The 17,750-nt window shown below is 50.9% G+C and carries 19 protein-coding genes and 1 tRNA gene; 8 read left to right on the top strand and 12 right to left on the bottom strand.

Annotated features, from left to right (window positions below; translation table 11 throughout):
- The first annotated feature begins 92 nt into the window (after nucleotides 1-92).
- The 4 genes from cydD to infA all read left to right on the top strand — a co-directional run bounded on the left by cydD (nucleotide 93) and on the right by infA (nucleotide 4,834).
- Nucleotides 93-1,859 carry a heme ABC transporter permease/ATP-binding protein CydD gene (cydD, locus tag OGY71_RS19825; RefSeq protein WP_003831887.1) on the top strand — a complete coding sequence of 589 codons (1,767 nt, stop codon included), beginning with the start codon at nucleotides 93-95 and terminating at the stop codon, nucleotides 1,857-1,859.
- Nucleotides 1,860-3,581 carry a heme ABC transporter ATP-binding protein/permease CydC gene (gene cydC / locus OGY71_RS19820; protein ID WP_003831885.1) on the top strand — a complete coding sequence of 574 codons (1,722 nt, stop codon included), beginning with the start codon at nucleotides 1,860-1,862 and terminating at the stop codon, nucleotides 3,579-3,581.
- 44 nt (nucleotides 3,582-3,625) lie between these two features.
- On the top strand, nucleotides 3,626-4,330 hold the full coding sequence (gene aat / locus OGY71_RS19815; RefSeq protein WP_003831883.1) for a leucyl/phenylalanyl-tRNA--protein transferase: 705 nt from the start codon (nucleotides 3,626-3,628) through the stop codon (nucleotides 4,328-4,330).
- A 285-nt stretch (nucleotides 4,331-4,615) separates the two neighbouring features.
- Nucleotides 4,616-4,834 carry a translation initiation factor IF-1 gene (gene infA / locus OGY71_RS19805; RefSeq protein ID WP_002211347.1) on the top strand — a complete coding sequence of 73 codons (219 nt, stop codon included), beginning with the start codon at nucleotides 4,616-4,618 and terminating at the stop codon, nucleotides 4,832-4,834.
- Nucleotides 4,835-4,913: 79 nt separating this feature from the next.
- Here the strand turns inward: infA and OGY71_RS19800 are convergent, their stop codons facing one another.
- Entirely contained in the window at nucleotides 4,914-5,825 is a 912-nt protein-coding gene (locus tag OGY71_RS19800) for a LysR family transcriptional regulator (RefSeq protein WP_003831675.1), read from the bottom strand.
- 108 nt (nucleotides 5,826-5,933) lie between these two features.
- Here OGY71_RS19800 and OGY71_RS19795 point away from each other — a divergent pair, with 108 nt between their 5' ends.
- From OGY71_RS19795 to OGY71_RS19785, 3 genes are all read left to right on the top strand, one after another.
- Nucleotides 5,934-6,794 carry a pirin family protein gene (locus OGY71_RS19795; protein WP_003831674.1) on the top strand — a complete coding sequence of 287 codons (861 nt, stop codon included), beginning with the start codon at nucleotides 5,934-5,936 and terminating at the stop codon, nucleotides 6,792-6,794.
- A gap of 16 nt (nucleotides 6,795-6,810) precedes the next feature.
- Nucleotides 6,811-7,488, top strand: a complete 678-nt coding sequence (locus OGY71_RS19790; RefSeq protein ID WP_003831673.1) for an isochorismatase family protein — start codon at nucleotides 6,811-6,813, stop codon at nucleotides 7,486-7,488.
- Between the two features lie 149 nt (nucleotides 7,489-7,637).
- Nucleotides 7,638-7,725: transfer RNA gene (locus OGY71_RS19785), tRNA-Ser, on the top strand.
- A gap of 310 nt (nucleotides 7,726-8,035) precedes the next feature.
- Here OGY71_RS19785 and OGY71_RS19780 read toward each other — a convergent pair.
- The 7 genes from OGY71_RS19780 to OGY71_RS19750 all read right to left on the bottom strand — a co-directional run bounded on the left by OGY71_RS19780 (nucleotide 8,036) and on the right by OGY71_RS19750 (nucleotide 12,870).
- A complete protein-coding gene (locus tag OGY71_RS19780) occupies nucleotides 8,036-9,142 on the bottom strand; it encodes a PTS fructose transporter subunit IIC (protein WP_063940631.1) in 1,107 nt (368 codons plus the stop codon).
- Between the two features lie 43 nt (nucleotides 9,143-9,185).
- Nucleotides 9,186-9,497 carry a PTS fructose transporter subunit IIB gene (locus OGY71_RS19775; protein WP_063940632.1) on the bottom strand — a complete coding sequence of 104 codons (312 nt, stop codon included), beginning with the start codon at nucleotides 9,495-9,497 and terminating at the stop codon, nucleotides 9,186-9,188.
- 55 nt (nucleotides 9,498-9,552) lie between these two features.
- Nucleotides 9,553-10,023, bottom strand: coding sequence for a PTS sugar transporter subunit IIA (locus tag OGY71_RS19770; RefSeq protein ID WP_286613569.1), 471 nt, complete (start codon nucleotides 10,021-10,023; stop codon nucleotides 9,553-9,555).
- Nucleotides 10,024-10,158: 135 nt separating this feature from the next.
- Entirely contained in the window at nucleotides 10,159-10,836 is a 678-nt protein-coding gene (alsE, locus tag OGY71_RS19765; protein ID WP_063940634.1) for a D-allulose 6-phosphate 3-epimerase, read from the bottom strand.
- A gap of 22 nt (nucleotides 10,837-10,858) precedes the next feature.
- Entirely contained in the window at nucleotides 10,859-12,121 is a 1,263-nt protein-coding gene (gene ulaA, locus OGY71_RS19760) for a PTS ascorbate transporter subunit IIC (RefSeq protein WP_080625471.1), read from the bottom strand.
- A gap of 31 nt (nucleotides 12,122-12,152) precedes the next feature.
- Nucleotides 12,153-12,419, bottom strand: a complete 267-nt coding sequence (locus tag OGY71_RS19755; RefSeq protein ID WP_063940636.1) for a PTS sugar transporter subunit IIB — start codon at nucleotides 12,417-12,419, stop codon at nucleotides 12,153-12,155.
- A gap of 7 nt (nucleotides 12,420-12,426) precedes the next feature.
- Entirely contained in the window at nucleotides 12,427-12,870 is a 444-nt protein-coding gene (locus tag OGY71_RS19750; protein ID WP_063940637.1) for a PTS sugar transporter subunit IIA, read from the bottom strand.
- Nucleotides 12,871-13,092: 222 nt separating this feature from the next.
- On the opposite strand from OGY71_RS19750, the gene OGY71_RS19745 reads away from it, so the two are divergent.
- Nucleotides 13,093-14,145, top strand: a complete 1,053-nt coding sequence (locus OGY71_RS19745) for a LacI family DNA-binding transcriptional regulator (protein WP_080470551.1) — start codon at nucleotides 13,093-13,095, stop codon at nucleotides 14,143-14,145.
- Between the two features lie 90 nt (nucleotides 14,146-14,235).
- Here OGY71_RS19745 and rlmC read toward each other — a convergent pair whose 3' ends face one another.
- From rlmC to potH, 4 genes are read right to left on the bottom strand one after another with little or no spacing between them, the layout of a single operon-like run.
- The gene (gene rlmC, locus OGY71_RS19740) at nucleotides 14,236-15,363 is read right to left on the bottom strand and encodes a 23S rRNA (uracil(747)-C(5))-methyltransferase RlmC (RefSeq protein WP_149335576.1); all 1,128 of its coding nucleotides are present in this window, start codon (nucleotides 15,361-15,363) and stop codon (nucleotides 14,236-14,238) included.
- Between the two features lie 41 nt (nucleotides 15,364-15,404).
- Nucleotides 15,405-15,893, bottom strand: a complete 489-nt coding sequence (locus OGY71_RS19735) for a YbjO family protein (protein WP_267440842.1) — start codon at nucleotides 15,891-15,893, stop codon at nucleotides 15,405-15,407.
- A 59-nt stretch (nucleotides 15,894-15,952) separates the two neighbouring features.
- Complete coding sequence (gene potI / locus OGY71_RS19730) at nucleotides 15,953-16,798, bottom strand: putrescine ABC transporter permease PotI (protein WP_003831669.1); 846 nt, start codon at nucleotides 16,796-16,798, stop codon at nucleotides 15,953-15,955.
- Nucleotides 16,795-17,748: a putrescine ABC transporter permease PotH gene (gene potH / locus OGY71_RS19725; RefSeq protein WP_286586915.1), complete on the bottom strand. Its 954-nt coding sequence runs from the start codon at nucleotides 17,746-17,748 to the stop codon at nucleotides 16,795-16,797. The genes potI and potH overlap by 4 nt, the downstream gene beginning before the upstream one ends.
- Nucleotides 17,749-17,750: the final 2 nt, after the last annotated feature.

Raw genomic sequence — 17,750 nt, 5'->3', positions numbered from 1 at the left:
GTAAAAAAGGCGACTATAAGTCGCCTTTATTTTTGCCTCGTTGTAACATTGTCCTGCCCAAAAATTCCAATAACTCACCTGCTAAGCGTGCAATGAATAAAACCCGTCAAAAAGAGCTGACCCGCTGGTTAAAACAGCAAAGTGTAATTTCCCAACGATGGCTGAACATTTCACGCCTGTTGGGGTTCGTGAGCGGCCTGTTAATTGTCGCTCAGGCCTGGCTCATGGCCCGAATTCTCGACCATATGATCATGGACAATATCCCCAGAGAGGCGCTTCTGCTCCCTTTCATTGTGCTGGTATTGATTTTCATCCTGCGAGCATGGGTCGTCTGGTTACGCGAACGCGTCGGGTTTCATGCTGGCCAACATATCCGCTTTGAGATTCGCCGCCAGGTGCTTGACCGTCTGCAACAAGCAGGTCCCGCCTGGATACAAGGCAAACCAGCCGGGAGCTGGGCTACGCTAATCCTGGAACAGATTGATGACATGCATGATTACTATGCACGTTATCTGCCGCAAATGGCGCTGGCCGTATGCGTCCCCTTATTGATCGTGGCAGCGGTATTCCCGTCAAACTGGGTAGCCGCCCTTATTCTGCTTGGAACTGCCCCGCTGATCCCGTTGTTTATGGCGATGGTTGGTATGGGTGCAGCCGACGCTAACCGCCGCAATTTTCAGGCTCTTGCTCGCCTCAGTGGCCATTTTCTCGATCGCCTGCGGGGTATGGAGACGCTAAGAATCTTTGGTCGCGGTGAAGCTGAAACAGAAAGCATCCGCGCAGCGTCACAAGATTTCCGCCAGCGCACCATGGAAGTCCTGCGCCTGGCGTTTCTGTCATCCGGTGTCCTTGAGTTCTTTACCTCCCTGTCCATCGCACTGGTCGCGGTTTACTTCGGTTTTTCCTACCTCGGTGAACTCGATTTTGGTCACTACGGGACAGGCGTCACATTGGCTGCTGGCTTCCTCGCGCTCATTCTGGCGCCGGAATTTTTCCAGCCCCTGCGCGATCTGGGCACGTTTTATCACGCCAAAGCGCAAGCCGTTGGTGCCGCGGATAGTCTGAAAACCTTCATGGAAACCCCGCTTGCACATCCTGAGCGTGGCGATATTGAGCTGACAACAAAAGACGCAGTTTCAATTGAAGCAGAAGATCTGGTCATCACCTCGCCGGAAGGTAAAGTGCTTGCAGGTCCGCTCAACTTTACCCTGCCAGCGGGCCAACGCGCGGTGCTGGTTGGCCGCAGCGGTTCCGGCAAAAGTTCGTTGCTCAATGTCCTGTCCGGTTTTCTCTCTTATCAGGGTTCGCTGCGGATTAACGGCTTTGAGCTGCGCGACCTGTCGCCTGATTGCTGGCGCAAACAGCTGTCCTGGGTTGGACAAAATCCGCAGCTCCCTGCCGCCACGTTACGCGATAACGTGCTTCTCGCTCGCCCCGATGCCAGCGAAGAACAGTTGCAGGCCGCACTCGACAGCGCCTGGGTAAGTGAGTTTTTACCACTTCTGCCACAGGGTGTGGATACACCAGTAGGCGATCAGGCTGCTCGACTTTCTGTCGGACAAGCGCAGCGCGTTGCCGTGGCTCGCGCCTTACTCAATCCATGTCAGTTGTTGCTGCTTGACGAGCCCGCCGCCAGCCTTGATGCACACAGCGAACAACGCGTGATGCAGGCGTTGAAAGCAGCGTCACGCCGCCAGACCACTCTGATGGTGACACACCAACTTGAAGATCTTGCCGACTGGGACGTTATCTGGGTAATGCAGGACGGACAGATCGTTGAACAAGGCACTTATGCCGAACTTAGCGCAGCCAACGGGGCGTTTGCGACATTACTGGCTCATCGTCAGGAGGACATCTAAATGCGCGCTTTGCTACCTTATCTGACGCTGTATAAACGTCACAAATGGATGTTAACCCTGGGGATCGTTCTGGCGATCGTCACACTGCTGGCAAGTATTGGTTTGCTGACGCTTTCCGGCTGGTTCCTGTCGGCTTCTGCTGTGGTGGGTGTCACCGGAATTTACAGTTTTAACTATATGCTCCCTGCTGCCGGGGTACGCGGTGCGGCAATCACCCGAACCGCGGGCCGCTATTTCGAGCGGCTGGTCAGCCACGATGCGACGTTCCGCGTGCTGCAACATTTGCGTATTTATACCTTCAGCAAACTGCTGCCGCTCTCCCCTGCTGGCCTGTCCCGTTATGGACAAGGTGAATTGCTTAACCGAGTAGTGGCAGATGTCGACACGCTCGATCATCTCTATTTGCGCGTGCTCTCCCCGCTTGTGGGCGCTTTTGTCGTCATCATGGTGGTCACGCTGGGGCTAAGCGTTCTCGATTTCACGCTGGCTATCACTCTCGGCGGTATTATGCTGCTGACCTTATTTATCCTGCCCCCACTCTTTTATCAGGCAGGTAAAAGCACCGGGCAAAGCTTGACGCATTTACGTGGGCAGTATCGCCAGCAGTTAACATCCTGGCTGCAGGGCCAGGCTGAACTGACCATTTTTGGCGCCAGTGAACGTTACCGCGCCCAAATGGAAGCCACCGAGTTGCAGTGGCATGAAGCCCAACGACGTCAGTCTGAATTAACGGCGCTATCACAGGCGGTCATGCTGTTAGTCGGCGCACTGGCAGTGGTTGTGATGTTATGGATGGCCTCCGGCGGCGTGGGTGGCAATACCCAGCCTGGCGCGCTGATCGCGCTGTTTGTCTTCTGTGCGCTGGCCGCGTTTGAAGCATTAGCACCCGTCACCGGCGCGTTTCAGCATCTCGGACAGGTTATTGCCTCTGCGCTGCGCATCACCGAACTGACCGAACAGCAGCCAGAAGTCACCTTCCCGGATGCCAGTTCTCCAGTTTCTGAGCAGGTCACTCTCACGCTACGCGATGTTTCATTCAGCTATCCGGGGCAAGCACAAAAAGCGCTCGACACCCTTTCGCTGCAGGCTCAGCCCGGTGAACACATTGCGATTCTCGGTCGCACCGGCTGCGGTAAGTCAACGTTACTACAATTGCTGACCCGCGCATGGGATCCGCAGCACGGCGAAATTCTGATTAATGAGCAGCCGATTTCAGCCCTCAGTGAAGCCACGCTGCGCCAGAGCATCAGCGTCGTGCCACAGCGCGTGCACCTGTTCAGCGCGACGCTGCGTGATAACCTGCTGCTGGCAGCACCGCACGCCAGTGATGACACATTATCCGCAATGCTGTGCCGCGTCGGTCTGGACAAACTGCTAGAGGGTGATGGACTCAATGCCTGGTTAGGCGAAGGCGGTCGTCAGCTTTCTGGCGGCGAACTCCGTCGTCTGGCTATCGCCCGCGCCTTATTGCACGATGCCCCACTGATGCTGCTGGATGAACCGACCGAAGGGCTTGATGCCACAACAGAAAGCCAAATGCTTGAATTAATTGGCGATGTCATGCGCGATAAAACCGTACTGATGGTGACACATCGTCTGCGCGGCTTGTCACGTTTTGATCAAATAATAGTGATGGACAACGGACACATTATTGAGCAAGGTAATCACGCAGATTTGTTAGCCCGGCAGGGGCGTTATTACCAGTTTAAGCAACGTCTGTAAGCTATTATTGAACGATCAAACTCGCGTAGTGGAGTTTCGCTGTCATGCGCCTGGTGCAATTGTCCCGCCATTCTATAGCCTTCCCTTCACCGGAAGGCGCTTTACGCGAGCCTAACGGTTTGTTGGCGCTTGGCGGCGATCTCAGTCCAGCCCGACTGTTAATGGCCTACCAGCGCGGAATTTTCCCGTGGTTTTCACCTGGCGACCCCATTCTTTGGTGGTCGCCCGATCCACGCGCCATTCTTTGGCCCGAGAAATTTCATCTCAGCCGCAGCATGAAACGTTTTCATAAAAACTCGCCTTATCGCGTGACGCTCAATTACGCGTTCGGTCAGGTGATTGAAGGCTGCGCGAACAACCGGGAAGAAGGCACCTGGATAACGCATGATGTAGTCGACGCCTACCATCGCCTGCACGAGCTGGGCCATGCGCACTCCATTGAAGTATGGCGACAAAATGAGTTAGTGGGCGGTATGTATGGCGTGGCGCAAGGTACGCTATTTTGTGGCGAATCAATGTTCAGCCGTCAGGAAAATGCGTCCAAAACCGCACTGCTTGTTTTTTGCACTGAATTTATCCGTCAGGGCGGAAAATTAATCGACTGCCAGGTATTAAATAGCCATACAGCTTCGCTGGGCGCCGTCGAAACCCCACGTCGGGAGTACCTTGAACACCTGAGCAGACTGCGCCAGCAGCGGCTACCGAGCCATTTCTGGGTTCCCAGGACGTTATTTTCGCCTCAGGGGTGAATGTTTTCGGCACATTTTTTGTCGGGGTGTTATAATTGTCGCGCAGAGTTGGTTTAGCCCATTACCCCGCCGCCGTTAAGGAACAGTTCGCGTCAGGCAACGCCTATCGTTTATCTCCTCGTTCCCTTACACGTTGCGCTTTAAGTGCGGCTTTGCCGTGTGTGGTTAGAGTAATGCGCCAAACCCGATTTGCTGTGTTTTAAACGCACAAATCTTTACTTATTAAAAGAACTTCGGCATTATCTTGCCGGTTCAAATTACGGTAGTGATACCCCAGAGGATTAGATGGCCAAAGAAGACAATATTGAAATGCAGGGTACCGTTCTCGATACGTTACCTAATACCATGTTCCGCGTAGAGTTAGAAAACGGTCACGTGGTTACTGCACACATCTCCGGTAAAATGCGTAAAAACTATATCCGCATCCTGACGGGCGACAAAGTGACTGTTGAGCTGACCCCGTACGACCTGAGCAAAGGCCGCATTGTCTTCCGTAGTCGCTGATTGTTTTTAACGCCCGAATGGCGTCCAGATAATAAAAGGTCGGTTTAACCGGCCTTTTTTGTGGGCCAAGGTCAGGTATTTAATCCTCAATCATCCGCGCATATTCTTCCGTTAAGAAATCCACTAATGTGCGTACTGACGGCAATAATCCCCTGCGTGATGGAAAGACTGCGTGAATTATTTCTCGCTTCGGTTCCCAGCCGTCGAGCAATGCCACCAGTTCACCCGCAGCTACTTGATCTTTTACCATCAGCTGTGGAAGTTGAACTACCCCCACACCGGCAACTGCGGCTTCACGTAACGCCAGCATATCGGTGGTGATCATACGCGGCGTGAAATGCACCTCCGCACGTGCGCCCTGCGGCCCGAATAACTCCCAACGATGCACATGTTTACCCGTCGCCAGACTCAGGCCCGGCCAACGCGTCAGCTCCGCCGGAGAATGTAGCGTTCCCATTTGCTCGATTAACTGCGGGCTGGCATACAAACGATGCCCCCTGTCCGCCAGCACACGCATCACCAGGTCGCTATCCTCAAATGGTCGGGGCCTGACGCGAATCGCCACGTCCAAGCCCTCTCCAACAACGTCCACGCGGCGGTTAGTAGCCTCCAGTTGCACTGATACGTCAGGATAACGCGCCATAAAACGGGCAAGCATCGGCCCGATATGCACATGCAGCAGCGTGACCGGACACGTCAACTTCACCACGCCACGCGGTTCAACCTGTAACGCGGCAATCGCATCCTGCGCTGCCTGCGCTTCCACCAGCATCGCCTTACAGTGTTCGTAAAAGGTTTGCCCAACTTCCGTCACGTTAAACTGGCGGGTGGTTCGCTGAATCAGTCGAACTCCCAGTGTCTCTTCCAGTTGCGCTATCCGTCGGCTTAGTTTTGATTTCGGTTCATCAAGCGCCCGACCCGCCGCCGCGAATCCCCCTTCCTCTACAACATGCACAAACCATGCAAAATCATTGAGATCTGGCTTTGTCATCTAATTGTCCTATTTATGAGACAGTGAAGACTATTTTAGCTACTACTCAGCTCGCTGTCATGAATATAAGCTTATTCACATCAAGATAACGCCACAGAGGAGACACATATGAAACAAGTAACAGGCGTCTACACCGCACCTCGCCCGCACTGGGTTGGCGATGGATTTCCGGTTCGCTCGATGTTTTCTTACCAGTCTCATGCTGAGCAACTAAGTCCGTTCCTGCTGCTGGATTACGCCGGTCCACATACGTTTACACCGGGTAACGAAAAACGCGGCGTAGGCGAACACCCTCACCGTGGTTTTGAGACGGTGACCATCGTTTACAGCGGCGAAGTTGAACACCGTGATTCAACCGGTCGCGGCGGCATTATCGGCCCCGGCGACGTGCAGTGGATGACCGCAGGAGCAGGAATATTACACGAAGAGTTCCATTCACCTGAATTTACCCGTCAGGGTGGCGAATTGGAAATGGTACAGCTGTGGGTCAATCTGCCAGCAAAAGACAAAATGGCCGTTCCGGGTTACCAGGGCATCAGCAGCGATGTGATCCCCACTGTCGCCCTGCCTGATGAAGCAGGGAGCGTTCGTGTGATTGCGGGCAGCTATCAGGATACAAAAGGCCCGGCACATACCTTCTCGCCGCTGAACGTCTGGGATATGCGTTTGCAACGTAATCATCAGCTCACGTTGTCCCAGCCGGAAGGATGGAGCACTGCGCTGGTGGTATTGAAAGGGAATATCACCGTAAACGGCACTACGTCTGCCAGCGAAGCACAACTGGTGGTGCTGAGCCAGCAGGGGAAAACGCTGCATATTGAAGCCTCCAGCGACGCCAGCGTGCTGCTGCTTTCTGGAGAACCGTTGAACGAGCCGATTGTAGGTTACGGTCCGTTTGTAATGAACACGAAACAAGAAATCGCTGAAGCCGTACGCGATTTTAACTCCGGCCGCTTTGGCCAAATCTGAATCGAAGGAGAAGAATATGTCCAGTCCTGCAAACTTTAATGGTTCACGTCCAGTCATCGATGTGAATGATTCCGTGATGCTGCTTATCGATCATCAGAGCGGGCTGTTCCAGACCGTCGGCGACATGCCAATGCCAGAACTGCGTGCGCGTGCCGCCGCGCTGGCTAAAATGGCGACTCTGGCGAAGATGCCGGTGATTACCACGGCATCCGTACCGCAGGGACCTAACGGCCCGCTGATCCCTGAGATCCACGCCAATGCGCCGCATGCCCAATACGTGGCGCGTAAAGGCGAAATCAACGCCTGGGATAACGAAGATTTCGTGAAAGCGGTCAAAGCAACTGGTCGTAAAACGCTGATTATCGCCGGTACGATTACCAGCGTGTGCATGGCTTTCCCGGCTATCAGCGCGGTTGCGGAAGGCTATAAGGTTTTCGCTGTGATCGACGCTTCCGGTACTTACAGCAAAATGGCGCAGGAAATCACCCTGGCTCGAGTTGTTCAGGCTGGCGTTGTGCCGATGGATACCGCCGCCGTCGCTTCTGAAATTCAGGGCACATGGAACCGTGAAGACGCCGCCGAATGGGCTGAAGTGTATACCAAAGTCTTCCCGGCTTATCAGTTGCTGATCGAAAGCTACAGCAAAGCCCAGGAAGTCGTGACCAGCGGAGAAAAACTGGACTCTCAGCGCTAATCCAATCCTCTGCGCCTGCCTGGGCGGAGGAATATGTATAATGCGTAACCAAACGAGAGTTAACACGTAAATTCTGCTTGACCGTTTTAGCGCAACTCCCTATAGTAGCGCCCCGTTGCCCCCCAAGCGGTCAGGCAGCAATACAATATGGTGAGGTGTCCGAGTGGCTGAAGGAGCACGCCTGGAAAGTGTGTATACGGCAACGTATCCGGGGTTCGAATCCCCGCCTCACCGCCATATTTTAAGAAGAGCTCGTACGAAAGTACGGGCTTTTTTTTCGCATGTTGCACATCTGCGGGGGGATGAGAAGCCCCGACCGGGGTTCGACTACTGGCGCAGCCAGTTGGACAGACCGGGAGCGCAGCGTACGGGCTGCCCCGCAGGGGCGAGCAAAGCGAGTCAATCCCCGCCTCACCGCCATATTTTAAGAAGAGCTCGTACGAAAGTACGGGCTTTTTTTTCGCATGTTGCACGCCAGTGGGGGATGTAAATCCCCCACTGTATGATGAACGCTTTCCGATATGCACGGAGTACTTTTATTACGTACTTAGCTTATTTTAATATCATCCCAATCGATATCTTCCTCTTCTTGATCATTATTTATAATTACATCCCGAGGAACATCTTTTTTGATAACGGCATAGACAGTAGCCGTGACAAATATATTAACTATCAATGCCATAATACCGGCCATTGGATGTGACATTGTAGGAATCATCAAAACACCACCAAACGGTACTGTTGCATCTGCGCCATAAACCATGGTGATTGCACCACCACAAGCACCGCCGATTGCTGCAGCAGCAATACCACGAACGATATCATTCATAACTATGGGTATAGATCCTTCAACAATATTCACCACCCCCATAGGAACAGCCGATTTTAACATTTCGATTTCTTCGTTATTATAAATATTTTTGCGAAGAAGTTTGGCAATAAAGAATGCAAGCCCAAAACCGATAGGTGTTGCCGTGTTAACTAACTGCAGGGCCGTAATTGGTTCATTTATACCCTGCGCCTGGAGTGTTAAGACAAATGCAAAACACGTTTTATTTATCGGACCGCCAAAGTCAACGATACACAACGCTCCTATAACAGCACCTAATAGTAAATTAGATGAAGTTCCCATACTTCTCAGGAACGATGTCAGAGCGTCTGTAAAAATACCAATAGGCGTACCGATGATATAAACCATAATCAGGGCACTGAGAACGGATGCAAAAAATGGCACAATCAATGTGGGCATTAACCCTCTAGCCCAGTCAGGCACCTTCATATTTTTAATAATAGCAAGAGCAATATACCCGGAAATGTAGCCGCCGATCATGCCACCAATGAAGCCCGCACCAATAGCATTAGCCGCCAGACCAACGACAAAACCAGGGGCAATACCGGGCTTACCTGCGATAGAACCGGAAATCCCGATAGCTATAACGACGGGTAATAGTCCAAGCGCCTTGGCCCCCATAGTAGCGAAGGCCTGCCACAGATCAAATTGACCCGGTACTAAAGTGTCCTGAACCGTCCCCCCAAGACCCATACCAATTGCAATAATAAATCCAGCACCACAAACAATGGGAATCAAGAATGAGATGGCAGTAAGCAGATGACCCTTAGGGTTTGCTGCTTTCCATACTTCTTTAATATTCATAAATTACGCCCTTTAATTTATATAGGATACGCATAGGTAAAAGTTATGAATTTACTAATTCACTGAGTTTTTCAATAAGTTTATTGGGAGATTTAACTGCCATTTCAGTTGGCACTCTGACTACTTTCTTTCCAGCGAACCTTTCTTCACCAGAAACCTTAACATCGGCGGCTAACAGGACAATGTCGGCTTGTGCGATCTCATCAGCGGTTAAGGCATTCTCGATACCTATAGTGCCTTGTGTTTCAATTTTGACATTATGCCCTGCTTTTTTCGCAGCTATTTCAACTTTCTTTTGCGCAATATATGTATGTGCAATACCTACAGTACAGGCTGTAACGCCAACAATATTCATAACTATTCTCCAGGATTTAATTATTTGCTATGCTATGGCAGAGGTGTTGATTAAATTAAGCGTTGATGCCTTCATCTTCAGGGATCAAAAGTTCGATGATTTTCTGAGGATCATTTTCTTTCAGCAATTTTTCTATTATTTCTTCATCTGCTAATGAGCCAGAGACTTGTGATAGTAAACGGATATGAGTTGCATTTTGATCCACTAGACAAACAGCAAATAAAATAATACAACGAACATCACTACCATCCATTGTTTCCCAGGGTATTTGATGCTGGGTTCGTCCAATAGCCAATGCAGTACGGGCTACGCCTGAGGATTTCCCATGTGGGATCGCAACATGATTCTCGAACCCAGTGGAGCCTTGTTCCTCGCGTAGCCAGACATCTTTTAGAAAATCATTTTTACTGATGACAACTCCATCAAGTACTAATAAGTCGGTTAATTCTTCAATGGCTTCTTCTTTTGTTTTAGCCATCATTTTTAGCTTAATGTTCTTTGCATTAAGCACATCCGAAATATTCATAACTCACCTTCATTAATATAATAGGGTTACAGCGCCCTCAACCGAATAAATCAAGAGCGAGAGTAAAGAGACAGATCGGTTAAATAGACTCTTTACCCCAAGTAATGGCTTAATACGGTTGAGCGCACTATAATTTTAGGCAGCGACTTCGCGCTGGTAGATATCGACCATTTTATCCCAGGCATCACTGACATTATCCGCCAGGGAGAACAGACCCGAGGTTCCCACAATAAAGACGTCAACACCGGACCGGGAGATCACATTAAAGGTTTTCTCGTTGCAGGATCCATCAATCTCAGTCAAGTAGTGGTAGCCTTTATTTTCACGCATCGCAATCAGTTCTTTGATTTTGGTGAGTGATTCCGGAATAAACTTCTGCCCTGCGTAGCCGGGGTCAACCGACATAACGGTCACTTTATCCAGCAGATGAGCGTACTCTTTAATAGCATCCGCTGGAGTTGCCGGATTCAACACGACGCCACAGCGGCGACCAGCATCTTTAATCTGGTTCAGCAGGCGGAATATTTTGTTATTCGCCGTTTCCGGATGGAAACTGATAATATCGGCTCCGGCCTCAATACACATTGGAATTATATCTTCCGGGTGATTCACCATCAGATGCACATCAATTGGCACATCGGTGATTTTCTTCAGATTTTCGATAAAGAAGGGTGACAACGTAATGTTCTTCACATAGCTACCGTCCATAATATCGACGTGATAAAAATCAGCCCGGGCGTTCATTGCCGTAATTTGTTCTCTGAACCGCGTTAAATCCATACACATTAACGAGGGCGAAAATTTAGCTGCCATACCTTACCTCTATAAGAATCAATTAGTTAAATAATGAAACGACATGCCCAAGTATGATGCCAACAACGCCGAAATCCGCATCACCAAAGGTGGTGGATGCAAAACCAAGGTCGCCCATTAGAGGCAGCAAGATTGCAGGCAAAAACGAAATCAGCAGGCCGTGCGCGAAGGCCCCCACCACCGCACCTCGGCGACCGCCGCAGATGTTGCCGTAGACGCCCGCCGTCGCGCCGCAGAAGAAGTGTGGTACCAAACCCGGAACAATGACGCTTAAACCAAACAAAGGGCATAGGAACATGCTCACCAGACCGGCGGCAAAACTTGACAGAAAACCGACGATTACGGCATTCGGGGCGAACGGAAAGACGGTTGGGCAGTCGAGCGCCGGTTTGGCGTCTTTCACCAACTTGTCGGCGATACCTTTAAAGGCTGGAACAATTTCGGCAATAATCATGCGCACACCCGCAAGGATGATCCACACGCCTGCCGCAAAGGTCAGCGACTGGATAACGGCGAAGATGATAAAGTTCTGACCACCACTGACGCTGCTCTCAACAAATTCCTTACCTGCAACCAGCACCAGAATTACAAACAGGATCATCATCGTCAGAGAGATAGCAACCGAGGAGTCCCGCAGGAAATTCAGTGATTTCGGCACCTGCATTTCTTCAATTGATGGGCTACCTTTACCGACCGCTTTTCCCACCAGCGCCGACAGCAGATAGCCAGTTGAACCAAAATGACCTAGTGCCAGATCATCAGTACCGGTTATTTTGCGAGTGAACGGCTGCAGAATGGCCGGAGAGACCACCATCATGATGCCGAGGATCACCGCCCCGACCAGTATCACCCAAAATGGTGACAAGCCGCCGACGGAGAGAATGACAGCCAGCATCGCCGCCATATACAGCGTGTGGTGCCCCGTTAGAAAGATGTATTTCAGCGGTGTAATGCGGGCAAGTACAATGTTAAACAGCATCCCCAGCACCATGATCATTGCCGTCGCGGTACCGTAGTTTTTCTGCGCCAACGCCGCCATAGCGTCAGTATTTGGCACAACGCCCTGAATATGGAATGAGTACTCAAACAACTGGCTAAACGTTGTTAACGTAGTGGCAACAATCGCCGCACCGGATGTTAGTATTACAAAACCCATTATAGTTTTAAGAGTTCCGGAAATAACCTCGGAGACTGCTTTTTTTTGCAATAATAAACCGATCATGGAAAACAGACCGACCAGTATTGCTGGTGTACCTAATACATCATGAATAATAAACTGCAGCATAGAATGACTCCGTAGGGCCGCAAAAAATTAGTCAGAGATTCTCGGAAAGAATTTCTTTGATTTTATTGTTATCCAGTAAATTTGATAAGCCAAAGACCTGTGCAGCATGGCTGGATAGGTGCTCAGCAATATCTTTAGCGCTAAGAATAATATCTGCAGTTTCGCTTTTCGCCGACGTCAGATCAGTATGAGAAACAACTGCTTCTTTATTTAACTCTTTAATGATTTTTTTCACGTTCATTTCAACGATAAAACTACTGCCTAAACCGTTACCACACACAATCAGAATTTTTTTCATCTTTACCTCACCATCCGTTGATAACGGCTTGAATTTTTTCCATTGAGGATGCTTTTAACAACGCTGAGAGTCTTTCATCATCGCTAAAAATATCCGCAAGGGCTGTGATCATATTAATGTGCTCATCTCCCGAAATCGCACATAACATAATCACCACATAAATAGGATCATTGTCTTCCGAGTCAAAAGAAATGCCTTGTTTAATATGCAAAAGCGATAAGCCATTTTTAATCCCACCCTGTTCCGGACGAGCATGGGGCATCGCCAGACCAGGTGCTAAAATATAATAAGGACCGAGTTCCTGATGGCTATTTAAAATGGCTTTAATATAAACCTGAGTTATCGACTCTTTATCCAATAAAGGTTGTGCCGCTAACGTAATGGCCTGTTTCCAGTCACAGACTGAATCCACAATTTGGATATTTTCCGTAGGTAACCAGGTCGTAATCATAAATACCCCGATAGCGTTGAAATTGAGCCTACTATAGAGGAATGCCTTCACGCCTTACCGTGATCTCCCTCGCAAAGTTAGCGCTAACACTATGACGATGTTAAAATTCTTGTTACCGCTAACTTCATTAACCATACTTATCATTACTTTGCAGTTGGGCAATGCGCAAAACGCTAAACATCATTTACAATGGGAGCCCAGACAGGCTATAGGAGGACATCAGTGCAGACGTTACAAGCGGACGATAGCGCGCGAGAAAAACGCAGGAAAAACACTGGCAAAATTACGCTCGCCGAAGTGGCAAAACTGGTCGGCGTTAGCACGATGACCGTGTCGCGCGCATTACGTATGCCTGAAAAAGTGAATCCTGAACTACGCATCCGCATCGAAGCAGCGGTGAACGAGTTGGGCTATGTGCCAAACCTGCAGGCCCGCAGCCTCGCCTCTGCTGACTCCAGTCTCGTAATGGGTGTGGTGCCTTCTTTTTCCTCCCCTGGATTTCTTGCCGTCTCCGAAACGCTACAGACGGTGATCGCGACCCAGGGCTACAGCATGATGTTTATCGAGTCCGGCCAGGGTGGACAAAGCGAAGAAAAAGCCTTTGCACAAATGCTCGCCTATAACCCGGCGGCAATTGTTCAGTTCAATATTGATAACATCAGCAGTTGTTCGCAGATGATAAGTAATACCGGCGTGCCGGTGGTTGAGATTGGTGCTATTAATCGCGATGCTAGCTGGGTCAGTATCGGCGTTGACTACGCTGCGGCCATTAAAAAGCTGGTTACCTCCCTTGCGCAGAGCGGATATAAAAATATCGGCTTGCTCTGCACCGCCTCCAATAACATTATGTTTCGCCAGGTGCTGAGCGGCTGGAACAGCGCCATGCTCTCGGTTAACCACTCCCCACATCGCGTGGTGACCTCTCACCTACCAGCAGGCATAACGACCGGTTTAAACCTGCTGGGAGATATTCGTATCACCTGGCCAGAGCTGGATGCGCTGATTTGTACATCTGATGAAATTGCCTGCGGCTGCATTATGGCCTGCCACGGTGCAGGACAAAAAGTGCCCAACTCCCTGGCATTGGCAAGCTTGAGTGGTGGTACTCTTGCCGCAGTTTGCTCACCTTCTCTGACTGCTGTCGAGTTCCCATGGAGTGAAACAGGAACTCGCGCAGGAAAAACGTTACTTGATCTCCTTGCTGGCAATTCGACGGATAAATTCATTGAATTACCATCAACGTTACAAGTTCGCGCGAGCACCAGAAAAATGTAATGCGCTAATATATTTATTGATTTGTCATCCTGCCTACAGCCTTGCATATCTCCGTAGGCCTGATAAGCGAAGCGCCATCAGGCATGGCAGTTATTGTCGGCTGAGCAGCGTTAACACTTCATAGTGCGCGGTGTGTGGGAACATATCGAAAAGTTGGACGCGTTCAATGCGATACCCGGGCAACTCACAAATATCCTTCGCCATGGTTTGCGCATTACAGCTGGAATAAATGATAAAACGCGGTGCCATGCGGGAGAGAAAATCGCATAGCGGCTTTCCAATCCCGCGACGCGGCGGGTTCACCAGCACCAGGTCAGGTACTTCGCCCTGAGCGGTAGCAAACTGGGTTGAATCCAGCGCCTGAAAATGCAGATTCTGCAATCCAAGCTCCTGCGCTGACTGCTTCGCGCAGGTAATCGCTTCTGGCGCGATTTCAATCCCCGTCAGTTTCATCTGCGGTGTGGCGCAGTGCAGACCAAAGCCCCCGACGCCGCAAAACAGATCCCACATATGATTAACCGGAAGCTGACGCACCCAGCCGCGCGCCGTGGCATATAACTGCCCTGCCACCACAGGGTTGGTCTGGAAAAAGCTCTGCGGGCGGATCCACAACGGCACATCGTTAAAGCGTTCCGCCAGTGCCTGTTGTTCAGTCAGGAAGATTTCGGTCTCCCCTTCCATAATCGCCATATGCACCGGCTGAATATTGGCAGTAATTACTTTTAACTGTGGGAGTTGTGCCTGCAACCAGGGTAGCGCCGCGCGCAGTTGTGCCAGTTTTGCGTCAGAACGCAGGACAAAACGCAGCATCATACCGCCGTCGTACCGGCTTTCCGTTAACAGCAGATATTTCAGTTCCCCGCGTTTTCGCGCCACGTTATAGGGCGTCAGCCCCGCCCGAGCGATAAACGGCTTAAGCGCGGCAAATACGGGCGCAAAAGACTCAGGATAGAGCGGACAGTCGCACAAATCCTCAGGCGTACCGTCACGATGCAGCATTCCCAGCAGCGGTTTTTCCACGCTGCCGCTGACCACCATTTTAGCTTTATTACGAAACGCGCTTTCCGGACCACTGATCGGCGCGCACCATTCTCCGACCGGATGCTCGGCAAGCAGATTCTGCAGATCGGCTGTTTTAGCGAAGAGTTGATCGGCGACAGGCTGAGTTATCCACTGACAGGAGCGGCAGCGCTCGGCGTCATATAGTGCGCACTGCATACAAAAACCTATAAATTAACAGGGGGCCAATATTATACACGTTATTGCAAACGGAAGAACCGCCTGCTGGACGCAGGAACAAACAGTAACAGCAATACCAGCATATCCGGCAGTTTTTGCATTACCAGCGTATGCAGGATTTCGCGTCTGGACTCCCCCGCAATACTGAATAGTTCTGGGTATCCGTAGCCCAGCGAAGCAGCCCACAGATAGGCGCTGGCGATAATCTGGGTCAACAGATAGATCCAGCGTGCCCAGTTCCGTCCTTTTACCAGCGAAAATGCGCAGTAAATTTCGATAAATAGCAGCATCAGACTGCCCAGAAACACCAGCGTCAAATTCCAGGTCTGCACGCTGCGATGAATAAACTCACTGGTTCCACGAAACCCAAGCGTATTAAAAATCATCAACAGATCGAGACAGCGGATCATGATAATAGCCAGCGCCGCCACCTGCACCAAAGCAGGGACGTTTAAGCGAGCATGTGATGTGGATGATTTCTTAAAAAATCCCAACGCGTCGTCTTCCATGAAAACGGCGCAACCACCACAGCTGCGCCGTATAGACAGGTTGGCAGATTTTAGTTTTTTCAGCCGCGTCTTGCACGTTGGATATCGCGGATCCGTTGTTTTTCTGTTCGCGCCATCAGATACCACGCGATAAATCCGATAATTCCTACCACACCAAGGATCAGCGTCGCCAGCGCGTTGATCTCCGGGTTCACCCCCATACGTACGCTGGAGAACACCAGCATCGGTAACGTTGTGGCGCCAGGACCAGAGACAAAGCTGGCAATAACCAGATCATCGAGCGACAGCGTGAAGGCTAATAACCAACCGGAAATCACCGCCGGCATAATCATCGGCAGGGTGATGACGAAAAAGACCTTCAGCGGCGTGGCGCCGAGATCCATCGCAGCTTCCTCAATGGAGTGATCCAGTTCGCGCAAACGTGAAGAAATCACCACCGCCACATATGCCGTACAGAAAGTGACATGCGCCAGCCAGATGGTCAGCATGCCGCGATCCGCTGGCCAGCCGATGGCGTGAGCCAACGCAACAAACAGCAGCAGCAGCGACAAACCGGTAATAACATCCGGCATGACCAGCGGCGCGGTGATCATAAAGGCGAAACCATTTGAACCACGAAAACGACCAAAGCGCACCATTACCACGGCGGCGATGGTGCCAAGGATTGCCGCCATCGTCGCAGCACCCGCAGCAATCGTTAAACTCATGCCGACGGCGCTTATCATCGCGCTATCGTGGAAAAGCTCACCATACCAACGGGTTGACCAACCCGCCCATACCGTCACCAGCTTCGAGCTGTTAAACGAATAGATAACCAGCATTAGCATCGGCGCATACAGGAAGGTAAAACCCAGCACCAGGATAAAAATACGCCACGGCGAGCGAACGACCGGTAAGTTATTCATCCGTGTTCCCCCACGCTTTTTTGCTGATATTTATGGAACCACATGATTGGCACAATCAGTAACAGCAGCATAATAATGGCGACAGCAGAAGCCACCGGCCAGTCGCGGTTATTGAAAAACTCCTGCCAAAGCACACGGCCAATCATGATGCTATCCGGGCCGCCCAACAGTTCCGGGATCACAAACTCGCCAACAGCCGGAATAAATACCAGCATTGACCCGGCGATAATACCGCCCTTGGTCAACGGCACAATCACGCTAAAGAAGGTCTTCAGCGGCCGGGCACCTAAATCCAGCGCCGCTTCCACCAGCGAGTAATCGATACGGGTCAGCGCGGTATAAATCGGCAGCACCATAAAGGGCAAATAGGCGTAAACAATACCGATGTAGACCGCCAGATTGGTGTGCAAAATCGTCAACGGTTGGTCGATGACGCCCAGCCACATCAGGAAGTTGTTCAGCACGCCGTTGTTTTTCAGGATCCCCATCCAGGCATATACGCGAATTAAAAACGAGGTCCAGGACGGCAGGATCACCAGCAACAGCAGAATATTACGCGTTGAGGGTTTACTGTGCGCGACGGCCCATGCCAGTGGGTATCCCAGCAGCAGGCAACAGATTGTCGAAATTCCCGCCACCTGTAACGATTGCAGGTAGGCATCGAAATAGAGCGGATCGTCCGTTAACTGCAGGAAGTTGGCTAAGTTGAGTGTGATGGATAGCTGATCATCAGCCCATGAAACGATGTCCGTATAGGGAGGAATAGCGCGCGCCATTTCAGCCAAACTGATTTTGAAGACAATCAGAAAAGGCAGCAGAAACAGGAGCAGCAGCCACACATACGGCAGCGCGATCACCAGCTTGCGCCCGTGCTTCATTTGCAGCCGCGACATAAACAGCGTGAATCGCCCTGCTTTATCCACGCGTGCCGGAGGTTCAAGTGTACTCATCT

This window comes from Citrobacter sp. Cpo109 (assembly GCF_030332565.1).
In the GTDB taxonomy this organism is placed as follows: Bacteria; Pseudomonadota; Gammaproteobacteria; order Enterobacterales; family Enterobacteriaceae; genus Citrobacter; species Citrobacter portucalensis.
This window is presented reverse-complemented; position numbering and strand designations above follow the sequence as displayed.

Bases quoted from the DNA above. Each gene is read 5' to 3' on its own strand.
- cydD (WP_003831887.1), top strand. From the start codon at position 93: ATGAATAAAACCCGTCAAAAAGAGCTGACCCGCTGGTTAAAACAGCAA.
- cydC (WP_003831885.1), top strand. From the start codon at position 1,860: ATGCGCGCTTTGCTACCTTATCTGACGCTGTATAAACGTCACAAATGG.
- aat (WP_003831883.1), top strand. From the start codon at position 3,626: ATGCGCCTGGTGCAATTGTCCCGCCATTCTATAGCCTTCCCTTCACCG.
- infA (WP_002211347.1), top strand. From the start codon at position 4,616: ATGGCCAAAGAAGACAATATTGAAATGCAGGGTACCGTTCTCGATACG.
- OGY71_RS19800 (WP_003831675.1), bottom strand. From the start codon at position 5,825: ATGACAAAGCCAGATCTCAATGATTTTGCATGGTTTGTGCATGTTGTA.
- OGY71_RS19795 (WP_003831674.1), top strand. From the start codon at position 5,934: ATGAAACAAGTAACAGGCGTCTACACCGCACCTCGCCCGCACTGGGTT.
- OGY71_RS19790 (WP_003831673.1), top strand. From the start codon at position 6,811: ATGTCCAGTCCTGCAAACTTTAATGGTTCACGTCCAGTCATCGATGTG.
- OGY71_RS19780 (WP_063940631.1), bottom strand. From the start codon at position 9,142: ATGAATATTAAAGAAGTATGGAAAGCAGCAAACCCTAAGGGTCATCTG.
- OGY71_RS19775 (WP_063940632.1), bottom strand. From the start codon at position 9,497: ATGAATATTGTTGGCGTTACAGCCTGTACTGTAGGTATTGCACATACA.
- OGY71_RS19770 (WP_286613569.1), bottom strand. From the start codon at position 10,023: ATGAATATTTCGGATGTGCTTAATGCAAAGAACATTAAGCTAAAAATG.
- alsE (WP_063940634.1), bottom strand. From the start codon at position 10,836: ATGGCAGCTAAATTTTCGCCCTCGTTAATGTGTATGGATTTAACGCGG.
- ulaA (WP_080625471.1), bottom strand. From the start codon at position 12,121: ATGCTGCAGTTTATTATTCATGATGTATTAGGTACACCAGCAATACTG.
- OGY71_RS19755 (WP_063940636.1), bottom strand. From the start codon at position 12,419: ATGAAAAAAATTCTGATTGTGTGTGGTAACGGTTTAGGCAGTAGTTTT.
- OGY71_RS19750 (WP_063940637.1), bottom strand. From the start codon at position 12,870: ATGATTACGACCTGGTTACCTACGGAAAATATCCAAATTGTGGATTCA.
- rlmC (WP_149335576.1), bottom strand. From the start codon at position 15,363: ATGCAGTGCGCACTATATGACGCCGAGCGCTGCCGCTCCTGTCAGTGG.
- OGY71_RS19735 (WP_267440842.1), bottom strand. From the start codon at position 15,893: ATGGAAGACGACGCGTTGGGATTTTTTAAGAAATCATCCACATCACAT.
- potI (WP_003831669.1), bottom strand. From the start codon at position 16,798: ATGAATAACTTACCGGTCGTTCGCTCGCCGTGGCGTATTTTTATCCTG.
- potH (WP_286586915.1), bottom strand. From the start codon at position 17,748: ATGAGTACACTTGAACCTCCGGCACGCGTGGATAAAGCAGGGCGATTC.